Origin of the sequence: Sphingopyxis sp. OPL5 (assembly GCF_003797775.2) — a bacterium.
Lineage (GTDB): Bacteria > Pseudomonadota > Alphaproteobacteria > Sphingomonadales > Sphingomonadaceae > Sphingopyxis.
In genome coordinates this window covers 1,713,676-1,725,000 of record NZ_CP060725.1, presented here as the reverse complement: position 1 = coordinate 1,725,000, position 11,325 = coordinate 1,713,676, and the positions used below count along the sequence as shown (strand labels likewise).

Annotated in this window: 10 protein-coding genes, 1 tRNA gene and 2 rRNA genes (1 of these 13 only partly in view); 7 read left to right on the top strand and 6 right to left on the bottom strand. The window is 65.1% G+C overall.

Features of this window, described 5'->3' with window-relative positions:
- The 4 genes from EEB18_RS08345 to map all read left to right on the top strand — a co-directional run.
- Positions 1–917 (top strand): 23S ribosomal RNA (locus EEB18_RS08345); it begins 1,877 nt to the left of the window's first position.
- 116 nt (positions 918–1,033) lie between these two features.
- A 5S ribosomal RNA gene (gene rrf / locus EEB18_RS08340) occupies positions 1,034–1,148 on the top strand.
- Between the two features lie 110 nt (positions 1,149–1,258).
- A tRNA-Met gene (locus EEB18_RS08335) sits at positions 1,259–1,335 on the top strand.
- Between the two features lie 107 nt (positions 1,336–1,442).
- Positions 1,443–2,270 (top strand): type I methionyl aminopeptidase, encoded by an 828-nt coding sequence (gene map / locus EEB18_RS08330; RefSeq protein ID WP_187142149.1) that lies wholly within the window; start codon positions 1,443–1,445, stop codon positions 2,268–2,270.
- Positions 2,271–2,276: 6 nt separating this feature from the next.
- Here map and EEB18_RS08325 read toward each other — a convergent pair whose 3' ends face one another.
- A complete protein-coding gene (locus tag EEB18_RS08325) occupies positions 2,277–2,702 on the bottom strand; it encodes a VOC family protein (RefSeq protein ID WP_187142150.1) in 426 nt (141 codons plus the stop codon).
- Positions 2,703–2,782: 80 nt separating this feature from the next.
- On the opposite strand from EEB18_RS08325, the gene EEB18_RS08320 reads away from it, so the two are divergent.
- Positions 2,783–4,654, top strand: a complete 1,872-nt coding sequence (locus EEB18_RS08320) for an ABC-F family ATP-binding cassette domain-containing protein (RefSeq protein ID WP_056344434.1) — start codon at positions 2,783–2,785, stop codon at positions 4,652–4,654.
- Here the strand turns inward: EEB18_RS08320 and EEB18_RS08315 are convergent.
- Together EEB18_RS08315 and EEB18_RS08310 are read right to left on the bottom strand one after the other, a co-directional pair.
- Entirely contained in the window at positions 4,651–5,529 is an 879-nt protein-coding gene (locus EEB18_RS08315) for a hypothetical protein (protein WP_187142151.1), read from the bottom strand. The genes EEB18_RS08320 and EEB18_RS08315 overlap by 4 nt on opposite strands.
- A 41-nt stretch (positions 5,530–5,570) precedes the next feature.
- Positions 5,571–5,768 (bottom strand): hypothetical protein, encoded by a 198-nt coding sequence (locus EEB18_RS08310; protein ID WP_187142152.1) that lies wholly within the window; start codon positions 5,766–5,768, stop codon positions 5,571–5,573.
- 212 nt (positions 5,769–5,980) lie between these two features.
- Here EEB18_RS08310 and hppD point away from each other — a divergent pair, with 212 nt between their 5' ends.
- Both hppD and EEB18_RS08300 read left to right on the top strand, forming a co-directional pair.
- Entirely contained in the window at positions 5,981–7,069 is a 1,089-nt protein-coding gene (gene hppD / locus EEB18_RS08305) for a 4-hydroxyphenylpyruvate dioxygenase (RefSeq protein WP_187142153.1), read from the top strand.
- Positions 7,066–7,611 (top strand): VOC family protein, encoded by a 546-nt coding sequence (locus EEB18_RS08300; RefSeq protein ID WP_187142154.1) that lies wholly within the window; start codon positions 7,066–7,068, stop codon positions 7,609–7,611. Before hppD ends, EEB18_RS08300 begins: the two co-directional genes overlap by 4 nt.
- Positions 7,612–7,727: 116 nt before the next feature.
- Here EEB18_RS08300 and EEB18_RS08295 read toward each other — a convergent pair whose 3' ends face one another.
- The 3 genes from EEB18_RS08295 to EEB18_RS08285 all read right to left on the bottom strand — a co-directional run bounded on the left by EEB18_RS08295 (position 7,728) and on the right by EEB18_RS08285 (position 11,324).
- A complete protein-coding gene (locus EEB18_RS08295; protein ID WP_056347043.1) occupies positions 7,728–8,381 on the bottom strand; it encodes a YqaA family protein in 654 nt (217 codons plus the stop codon).
- A 177-nt stretch (positions 8,382–8,558) separates the two neighbouring features.
- A complete protein-coding gene (gene purH / locus EEB18_RS08290) occupies positions 8,559–10,151 on the bottom strand; it encodes a bifunctional phosphoribosylaminoimidazolecarboxamide formyltransferase/IMP cyclohydrolase (RefSeq protein WP_187142155.1) in 1,593 nt (530 codons plus the stop codon).
- 153 nt (positions 10,152–10,304) lie between these two features.
- Positions 10,305–11,324, bottom strand: coding sequence for a phytase (locus tag EEB18_RS08285; RefSeq protein WP_187142156.1), 1,020 nt, complete (start codon positions 11,322–11,324; stop codon positions 10,305–10,307).
- Position 11,325 lies beyond the last annotated feature (1 nt).

Genomic DNA, 11,325 nt, shown 5'->3' with positions numbered 1-11,325 from the left:
GAATGGCGTAACGACTTCCCCACTGTCTCCAGGAGATGCTCAGCGAAATTGAATTCTCCGTGAAGATGCGGAGTACCCGCGGTTAGACGGAAAGACCCCGTGCACCTTTACTGCAGCTTCAGAGTGGCATTAGGAAAGAACTGTGTAGAATAGGTGGGAGGCTTTGAAGCATTGGCGCCAGCCGATGTGGAGCCATAATGTGAAATACCACCCTGTTGTTTTCTGATGTCTAACCTCGATCCATGAAACTGGATCAGGGACCCTCTGTGGCGGGTAGTTTGACTGGGGCGGTCGCCTCCTAAAGAGTAACGGAGGCGCGCGATGGTAGGCTCAGGACGGTTGGAAACCGTCTGTTAGAGTGCAATGGCATAAGCCTGCCTGACTGCGAGACTGACGAGTCGAGCAGAGACGAAAGTCGGTCATAGTGATCCGGTGGTCCCGAGTGGAAGGGCCATCGCTCAACGGATAAAAGGTACGCCGGGGATAACAGGCTGATGATTCCCAAGAGCTCATATCGACGGAATCGTTTGGCACCTCGATGTCGGCTCATCACATCCTGGGGCTGGAGCAGGTCCCAAGGGTTTGGCTGTTCGCCAATTAAAGTGGTACGTGAGCTGGGTTCAGAACGTCGTGAGACAGTTTGGTCCCTATCTGCCGTGGGCGTCGAAATTTGAGAGGAGTTGACCCTAGTACGAGAGGACCGGGTTGAACATACCTCTGGTGTACCTGTCGTTCCGCCAGGAGCGCAGCAGGGTAGCTATGTATGGACGGGATAACCGCTGAAAGCATCTAAGCGGGAAGCCTCCCTCAAGATAAGATTTCATAGAGCCGTGGAAGACCACCACGTTGATAGATCGGATGTAGAAGCGCGGTAACGTGTGGAGCTAACCGATACTAATTGCTCTATTCGCACTTAAGAGTCCCACCATCAACGACAGTCCTGTAGGATTGTCCGCGACGTGGATGATTGTAAAACAGTCCATATTGCACGGGCATCGATTGAAACCCTTTTTGACCTACGCCGGCTTCATTGCTTGGTGACCATGGCGTCAGTGACCCACCCGATCCCATCTCGAACTCGGACGTGAAACCTGACAGCGCCGATGGTACTATGGCTCAAGCCCTGGAAGAGTAGGACGTCGCCAGGCATTGCAGCCGGCGTATGGTCGAAAAACGGAAAAACCCATTCACAAGTTCAAAGGCCGGCAGCGATGCCGGCCTTTTGCTGTTTTGCGGCTCAGAAGCCGCATATTGGTGGCGCGGGATGGAGCAGCCCGGTAGCTCGTCAGGCTCATAACCTGAAGGTCGTAGGTTCAAATCCTACTCCCGCAACCAACAAGACCCGCCTTCCGGCGGGTTTTTTTGTGTCCGGCAGCGGCGAGAGACCGTGCTGCGGGTCGCGATCGCTGGAAAATGCGGCCCAAAGGACCTATTTTGCACCCATGACCACCTATCTCGACGTCACCGCCACCACGCCGCGCACGCGCACCGGCGCGATCAAGCTGCACGGCCCCGATGCCTTCGCCGGCATGCGCCGCGCCGGACGGATCGCGGCGGAGACGCTCGACGCGCTGGTGCCGCTCGTCAAAGCGGGCGTCAGCACGGGCGACCTCGATGATTTCGCGCGCGACGCGATCGTCGCGGCGGGCGCGGTGCCGATCAACATCGGTTACCAGGGCTATCGGCACGCCAGCTGCATCTCGGTGAATCATGTCGTGTGTCACGGCATTCCCGGCGACAAGACGCTGAGCGAAGGCGACATATTGAATATAGACCTGACCGCGGTCGTCGATGGCTGGCACGGCGACACCAGCCGCATGTTCCTCGTCGGCGACGTGCCGCTGAAGGCGCGCCGGCTGGTCGATGTGACCTATGAGTGTCTGATGCTCGGCGTCGAGGCGGCGATTCCCGGAAACCGGCTCGGCGATATCGGTCACGCGATCCAGCGCCATGCCGAAAAACATCGCTATTCGGTGGTGCGCGACTTCGTCGGGCACGGCGTCGGCCTCGTCTATCACGACGAGCCCGATGTCCATCACTACGGCCGCCCGGGAACGGGCCCGGAACTGCGGCCCGGCATGATCTTCACGATCGAGCCGATGATCAACATCGGCAAGCCGGGGGTGAAGATCCTCGACGATGACTGGACCGCGGTGACCCGCGACCGGTCGCTGTCGGCGCAGTTCGAACATTCGATCGGCATCACCGAAACCGGGCCCGAGATTTTCACGCAGAGCCCCAAGGGGCTGCATCACCCACCCTATCGGTGAGTCCGCCTATTTGGCGAAGAGCTGGCCAAGGTCGGCGAACGCCTTGAATTCCAGCGCATTTCCGGCGGGATCATGGAAGAACATCGTCGACTGCTCGCCGGGCTGGCCCGCGAACCGCGTGTGCGGTTCGATGACGAAGGTCACCCCATGCGCCAGCAACCGGTCGGCGAGTGCGTGCCATTCGGCGGGGGGCAGGACGACGCCGAAATGCGGCACCGGCACGGCGTGGCCATCGACCGGATTATGCCCCGCGACGCCCGCGCGCTTCGCATCGACGCGGTGCGCGACGATCTGATGGCCATAGAGGTTGAAGTCGATCCAGTCGGGGTCGCTGCGTCCCTCGGGGCAACCGAGAATCCGCCCATAGAAATGGCGCGCGGCGTCGAGGTCGTCGACCGGGAAGGCGATGTGGAACGGGGCGAGGTCGGTCATGCCGCGGTTTTGCCGCAGACCTGCCCGGAAAGCCACCCCGCCCCTTGGGTTGTGCGCCGCAACATGCTACGCGCGCGCCCATGTTGACGATCAGTAGCCTCACCGTGCGCCTTGGCGGGCGTGCCATTCTCGACCGCGCGACCGCGAGCCTGCCGGGCAAGAGCCGGACCGGGCTGATCGGGCGCAACGGCGCCGGCAAGTCGACGCTGATGAAGGTGATGATCGGCCAGCTCGAGGCCGACGAGGGCGGCATCGAAATGCCGCGCAAGACGCGGCTCGGCTATATCGCGCAGGAAGCGCCGAGCGGCACCGCGACGCCGTTCGACACGGTGCTCGCCGCCGACACCGAGCGCGCCGAATTGCTCGAAGCATCGGAGACGGTGACCGACCCCGACCGGCTCGGTGACATCCACGAGCGGCTGATCGCGATCGACGCCTACACCGCGCCGGCGCGCGCCGCGCGCATCCTGATCGGGCTGGGGTTCGACGAGGCGATGCAGGGTCAGCCGCTCGACAGCTTCTCGGGCGGGTGGAAGATGCGCGTCGCGCTCGCCGCTTTGCTCTTTTCGAACCCCGACCTGCTGCTGCTCGACGAACCGTCGAACCACCTCGACCTCGAAGCGACGATGTGGCTCGAATCCTTCCTCAAATCCTATCCGGGCCAGCTTGTCGTGATCAGCCACGAACGCGACCTGCTCAACAATGTCGTCGACCATATCCTGCATCTCGAGGGCGGCAAGGTGACGCTCTATCCGGGCGGTTACGACGATTTCGAGCGCCAGCGCGCCGAACGCGCGGCGCAGCTCGCGGCGGCAAAGGCGGCGCAGGATGCCCAGCGCGCCAAGCTGCAGGATTATGTCGCACGCAACAGCGCCCGCGCCTCGACCGCGAAACAGGCGCAGTCGCGCGCCAAGCAGCTCGCGCGGATGCAGCCGATCGCGGCGCTGTCCGAAGATCCGAGCCTGGCGTTCGATTTCCCCAGCCCCGACGAGCTGCGCCCGCCGCTGATCACGCTCGACCTCGCGAGCGTCGGCTACACGCCGGGCAAGCCGATCCTGCAGCGGCTCAACCTGCGCATCGACCCCGACGACCGCATCGCGCTGCTCGGCCGCAACGGCAATGGCAAGACGACGCTGGCGCGGCTGCTCGCGGCGCAGCTGACGCCGATGGACGGCGAAATGGCGGCGACGGGCAAGATGCGCGTCGGCTATTTCACCCAATACCAGGTCGAGGAACTCGACGGCGGCGACACCCCGCTCGAACATATGACGCGGGTGATGGAGGGCAAGACGCAGGGCGCGGTGCGCGCGCAGCTCGGGCGCTTCGGTTTCTCGGGCAATAAGGCGACGACGCAGGTGGCGAAGCTGTCGGGCGGCGAGCGCGCGCGGCTGGCGCTGGCGCTGATCACGCGCGACGCGCCGCATATGCTGATCCTCGACGAACCGACCAACCACCTCGACGTCGATGCGCGCGAGGCGCTGGTCCAGGCGCTCAACGGCTTCGACGGCGCGGTGATCCTCGTCAGCCACGACCGCCACATGCTCGAACTCACCGCCGACCGGCTGGTGCTAGTCGACAATGGCACCGCGCGCGACTTCGACGGCAGCATGGACGATTATGTCGCCTTCATTCTCGGCAAATCGTCCGAGAAGGAGCGCGGCGCGTCGAAGGCCGACCGCAAGGAAGACCGCAAGGCGGCGGCTGCCGCGCGCGAAGCGGCGGCGAAGATCAAGAAGGCGGTGTCGGACGCCGAGGCCGATCTGGCGAAATATGAGGTCGTGCTGACCGCGATCGACCGCGCGATGTTCGATCCCGCAGGCGCGGCGAACGAATATAAGGGGCTGACGATGAGCGAATTGTCGCAGCGCCGCGGCAAGATCGTCGCCGCGCAGCAAGCCGCCGAAGCGCGCTGGGTCGAGGCGAGCGAGGCGCTGGAGCGCGAGACCGCCTAGGCGGCCCGCCGCCGCGCTCTGGCGATCGAGGCGCTCTGGATCGCCGCCAGCAGGAACAGGATGACCGCGATGAATCCGCCGAGTGCCGTCACGATATAATAGGTTTGCCGCCCGCCGACCGAATTGGTGGTCATCAGATAATGCGGCGACGCGGTCGCCACGCCCTGCTTTTCGAACGCCGCGACGACGTCGGCGGGCAGGCCGTTCTCGACCAGCACCCCCTGCATATGATCGGCGAGGAAGATGTTGGTACGCGGCGCCTCGCCGCTGTCGGCAAAGGCATAGCTCGCGCGGTCGATGAAGAAACGCACCGGCGCGTCCTTCGCGGCCCCTTCGGCGACGACGGGCACATAGATGGTCTGGTGGTCGATATCGGCCGAGCGCGAGCGGAACGCCTCGTCCATCTGCAGCGCGCGGCCGGTGTCGGGGACGGCGCGCGCAAAGATCGCCGAGCCTGTCGGCGGTGCCGCGCCGCCGAGCGCGGCGAGATCGACCGTCGCCGGCGGGTCCGACGGGTCGGGGAGCGTCTGCGAGTATAGATAGGAACCGCCCGCGACGAGCGCGAGGATGACGCCGCACACCAACATGCCGGTGCGGACGCGGTGCAGGATCGGCACCGGATCGTCGCCCGCGATCAGCGAGGCCTGGTTCAGCAATTCGCGCTCGCGGAGCACGCGAAACGCGGGAATCGCGAGGATGAAGGCGGGGACGAGCGCGGTCCAGACCTGCTCATACCCGCCCCATTTTGCGATCTGCCAATCGGCGAGCCAGCGATAAAGGCCGCTGAAATGGCTATATTCCCACCAGGCCCAGCCCGCGACGAGCGCCAGCCAGCCGAGCGCAAGCCAGAAACGGAGCGCCGATGGCCGCGCCATGCTTTGCTCGTCGTCCACCTTCGGGGTGCCCGGCAGGTGCGTCAGGGGCCGGTCTTTACCGGCGCGATGTTGACCTTCTGGGTGAGGTTCGTTGCGGGCGAAAATTTGTTCGCCACCGCGGTCGGTCCGTCGAACTTGATGTGGAAGTCGCCGCTGGCGCCCTGGACATTGTCGAGCGCGTCCTCGGTCAGTTCGACCGCGCCGGCTTTCGACACTTCGGTTTCGCGTTTCTTGGTCATGGTCTGTCTCCAAATAAGCCGGGGTTCAGCCCGGCGCCACAAGCGACCCAAGTCTCGCTCGTCCCAGATACACTGGAACCGGCATGGGAGATAGGCCGATTCGGCTACCCCGTCAGTGCGCCGGGTCACAGCCACGGCATGCGGCATGTCGATTGACTCGGCGGCCGTATTCCATCATAATAGTTTCAATTGAAACTAGATGAGGAATGACCATGGCCGACCTGTTCGACAATCCGCTGGGCCTCGACGGTTTCGAATTCGTCGAATTTTCGGCGCCCGAAAAGGGCGTGCTCGAACCGGTGTTTGCCGCGATGGGCTTCACGCTGATCGCGCGCCACCGCTCGAAGGATGTCCAGCTATGGCGCCAGGGCGGCATCAACCTGATCGCCAATTACCAGCCCAAATCGCCCGCCGCCTACTTCGCCGCCGAACATGGCCCGTCGGCGTGCGGCATGGGCTGGCGCGTCCGCGACGCGGCCAAGGCCTATGCCGAGGCGATCGAACGTGGCGCCGAACCGGTCGAGGTGATGCCGGGGCCGATGGAACTGCGCCTGCCCGCGATCCGCGGCATCGGCGGCTCGATCATCTATCTGGTCGACCGCTATGGCGACGACCTCAGCATCTACGACATCGACTTCGTCTATGAGGAAGGCGTCGATCGCCATCCGGTCGGCGCGGGCATGCAGTTGATCGATCACCTGACCCACAATGTCTATGGCGGCCGCATGGCGCATTGGGCGGCGTTCTACGAACGCATCGCGGGTTTCCGCGAGATCCGCTATTTCGACATCAAGGGCGAATATACCGGGCTGACCTCGAAGGCGATGACCGCCCCCGACGGCAAGATCCGCATCCCGCTCAACGAGGAAGGCGCCGGCGGCAAGGGCCAGATCGAGGAATATCTGCGCGCTTATAATGGCGAGGGCATCCAGCATATCGCGTTCAGCTGCGACGATCTCTACGCCGCCTGGGACAAATTGAAGGCGCTCGGCAACCCCTTCGCACCGGCACCGCCCGCGACCTATTACGAGATGCTCGAAGGCCGCCTGCCCGGCCACGGCGAGTCGGTCGAGGGCCTCCAGTCGCGGGGCATCCTCCTCGACGGCTCGACCGAGGACGGCGATCCGCGCCTGCTGCTCCAGATTTTCGGCCAGACGGTGATCGGCCCGGTCTTCTTCGAATTCATCCAGCGCAAAAAGGACGAGGGGTTCGGTGAGGGCAATTTCACTGCCTTGTTCAAGTCGATGGAAATGGACCAGATCCGCCGCGGCGCGCTGACTGTCGAGGAACCCGCCGAATGACGAGCCCGATCAAATTGGGCGGCGTCCACCACGCCGCCTATCGCTGCAAGGACGCGAAAGAGACGGTCGAATGGTACGAGCGCATGCTCGGCATGACCTACACCACCGCCTTTGCCGAGGATCATGTGCCGTCGACCGGCGAATATGACCCCTATATGCATGTCTTCCTCGACGCGGGGAACGGCAACATCCTGGCGTTTTTCGAGCTGCCCAACCAGCCCGACATGGGACGCGACACCAACACCCCGGCGTGGGTGCAGCATCTGGCGTTCAAGGTCGGCAGCTATGACGAGCTGGTTGCCGCCAAGGCGCATCTCGAGGGCGAGGGCGTCGACGTGCTCGGCCCGACGCATCACGGCATCTTCAAGTCGATCTATTTCTTCGACCCCAACGGCCACCGCGTCGAACTCGCCTGCGACATCGGCACCGCCGAGCAATATGCCGAACTCAAGCGCGTCGCGCCGCTGATGCTCGAAGAATGGAGCCAGACCAAGAAAGCGCCGCGCCATGCGGATTGGCTGCACACGGCGGCGAACGAGTAAACTAACTCACTTCTATTCCCGTTCGTGTCGAGCGAAGTCGAGACACGCGAAGACATGCGCCAACCAAGCGTCTCTCGACTTCGCTCGAGACGAACGGGGTTGGGGCCGTGGCGCGCCTACTTTCGATCCAGCCCCATGCTCTGCAGCGTCGCGCCGCTGCATTTGTCGGCTTCCTTGGTCTTGCCGTCGCCCGACAGCGCGCCGATCGCCAGGAACCCGGCGACCACCGCGACCAGGAAGGCGCCGGTGACCCAGATCAGATATTTGTCGATGAACGCCTTGATCGGCGCCCCGAACAGCCGGAACAATATCCCGACCAGCAGGAAGGAAAAGGCCCGGCTGGCGAGGCTCGCCCACAGGAAGGTCCAGAAATTCATGTGGATGAAGCCGGCGGTGATCGTCAGCAGCTTGAACGGGATCGGCGTCGCGCCCTTGATCAGGATGATCTCGGCGCCGAACTCGCGCAGGTAACACGCGGCGGGCGGGAAGGCGTCGGTCAGCCCGAGCACCCCGAGCAGCCACAGCCCGACGCTTTCATAGAGGAAGAAGCCGATCGCGTAGCCGAACATGCCGCCCGCGACCGAGGCGAGGGTGCAGATGACCGCATAACGCACCGCCTTTTTCGGGTTGGCGAGGCACATCAGGCCGAGCAGCGGGTGCGGCGGGATCGGGAAGAAGCTCGCCTCGACAAAGGCGACCAGCGCCAGCCAGGCCTCGGCGTGCGGATGCGCCGATTTCTCCATCGTCCAGTTGTACATGCGGTGGATCAGGCCGGGCCGATGGGTGGTGGCGGTCATGCTGGTCCTTTGATGCGAGAATTCGCGCGAGCGTACCTATGGCGGCGGGCCGGGGCGAAGTCGAGATACTGTTCCCCGGCGAAAGCCGGGGCCCATATTGCTAGCCCAGCCGTGCCCTTATGGGTCCCGGCTTTCGCCGGGGAACATCCATCAATGCCTGAAATGCCGCATCCCGGTGAACACCATCGCGAGCCCCGCCGCGTTCGCCGCCGCGATGACCTCGTCGTCGCGGATCGAGCCACCCGGCTGGATGACGCAGGTCGCGCCCGCCTCGACCGCCGCCAGCAGGCCGTCGGCGAAGGGGAAAAAGGCGTCGCTCGCCACCGCGCTGCCGACCGTGCGGGCTTCGGCCCAGCCATGGCTCTCGGCCGCCTCGCGCGCCTTCACCGCAGCGATGCGCGCGCTGTCGCGGCGGTTCATCTGCCCTGCGCCGATGCCCGCGGTCGAGCCGCCCTTGGCGTAAACGATCGCGTTCGACTTCACATGCTTGGCGATCGTCCAGGCGAACAGCGCGTCGGTCAGCTCTTCCTCGGTCGGGGCGCGGTCGGTGACGATTTTCAGGTCGGCGCGGGTGATGTGGCCATTGTCGCGGCTCTGCGCCAGCCAGCCGCCGGCGATCGTCTTCATCATGATGCCGCCGCGCGCCGGGTCGGGCAGTTCGCCGGTGAGCAGCAGGCGCAGGTTCTTTTTCTTCGCGAACACCGCGCGCGCGTCCGCGTCGGCGTCGGGGGCGCAGACCACCTCGGTGAAAATGCCGCTGATCGCCTCGGCCGTCGCGCCGTCGAGCGGGCGGTTGACCGCGATGATGCCGCCGAACGCCGACACATCGTCGCATTTCAGCGCCGCGTCATAGGCCTCGGCGATCGTGGCTGCCGTCGCGACGCCGCAGGGGTTGGCGTGCTTGACGATGACGCAGGTCGGACCGGCCTCGCGGAATTCGGCGACGAGTTCGAGCGCGGCGTCGGCGTCGTTGATATTGTTGTAGCTGAGTTCCTTGCCCTGAACCTGTTGCGCCTGCGCGATGCCGCGCCCGGCGGGGCCGGCGGGCAGATAGAGCGCCGCCTTCTGGTGCGGATTTTCGCCGTAACGCAGTTCGGTCGACAGCTTCGCGGTCAGCGGCAGCGTGTCGGGGAAGAATTTGCCCTGGTCGGCGAAAGCGAACCATTGCGCGATCATGCCGTCATAAGTCGCGGTGTGCGCAAAGGCGGTGGCGGCGAGGCGCTTGCGCAGGCCCAGCGTCGTCGCGCCATTGTTGGCGTCCATTTCGGCGATCAGCGCGGCATAATCCTCGGGCTCGGTGACGATGCCGACGAAGGCATGGTTCTTCGCCGACGAGCGCACCATCGCGGGGCCGCCGATGTCGATATTCTCGATGATCGTGTCGCGGTCGGCGCCGCTCATCACGGTCTGGAGGAAGGGGTAGAGGTTGACGACGACCAAGTCGATCGCGCCGATGCCGTGCTTCTCCATCGACGCGACATGCGCGGCATCGTCGCGCACCGCGAGGATGCCGCCGTGGACGGTCGGGTGCAGCGTCTTGACGCGGCCGTCCATCATCTCGGGAAAACCGGTGAGGTCGGAGACGTCGAGCACCTCGTGCCCGGCCTCGCGCAGCGCCTTGGCGGTGCCGCCGGTCGACACCAGCTCGACCCCGTGGCGGACGAGCGCGGCGGCAAGCTCGGCGAGCCCCGCCTTGTCGCTGACGGACAGCAGGGCGCGGCGGACGGGAATCAGGTCGGTCATGGGGAAGGCGGCCTTTGCAGGATGGGAAAGACGCGGCCCCCCTAGGCGCCAAGGGACGTTAGGGCAAGCGTCGTCGCCCCCGCGAAGGCGGGGGGCGCTGGCAACCTTGCGCTAGACCTCTTGCGGCCCCCGCCTTCGCGGGGGCGACGGATATCAGATTCCCAGCGCCGCCGCGATATGGTCCCAGCGCAGCAGCTTGAAATTCTGCGCCCTGGGGGCGTTGTCGCCGTCCTGCGCGAGGAAGAGGCCGTCGGGATAGGCGGGGCCGAAATGGCCCGCGACCGCCTCGATGCCGTCGGTGTCGCTGGTCGCGCCATATTTGCCGGCGGTCACCGCGAAGCGGCCGACATAGTCCATGCCCGGCAGCTTGAAGACCGCATAGGCATTGTCGCCCTGGCTCGATGCGAGCAGGTAGCGCTGGCCCTTGTGGTCGATCGTCGCAAGGCCCTCGACGTCGGCGACAAGGCGCTGGTTGTCGACCGGCGCGACCATCTTGGCGTCGACGCCCGCGCCATTGGCGGTGAGCCGCCAGATGCCGGCGTCCTCTTCGCCGACATAAAGGGTATCGCCGTCGAAGACGCAGCCTTCGGACTGGGTCGGGATCTTGTGCTCCCATTGCGCGGTAAAGCGCGGCGCGGCGCCGTCGACGGCCAGCGTCCCGACGCGCACCGTGCCGTCCTTGATGATCAGCGCGGCGGTCAGCGGTTCGCCCGGCGCGGTCTTTTTCAGGCAGAAACCATAGGCCTCACCGGCGCCCGCGGCGGCGCGGCCGAGCGCGGTCAGACCCGCGGTGGCGGGATCGATCCGGAACAGCGCTATATGCGCGTTGACGCCGTCGTTGCGGTCGCTCGCGGCGACGATATTGCCGACGACGTCGACATTGTTGACCAGCCCGCCCTCGATGAAGGCGATATCCTTGCCGGTCAGGTCATAGACGTGGATGCCGGCCTTCTTGTCGGTGGCGATGATCAGCGCGCGGTTCGGGTTGGCGGGATCGACCCAGATCGCCGGATCGTCGGCGGCGTCGGCCTTGCCGGTGCCGACCGGATCGGTCTCGCCGGTCGCGGCGACCGGGACGGGCGGCAGGCCGAAGAAGACGGGCTCCTTCGCCGCGCAACCGGCGAGCGCCGACGCGAGCGAAAGGGCGACGGTGAGTTTCACTATCTTGGTCATG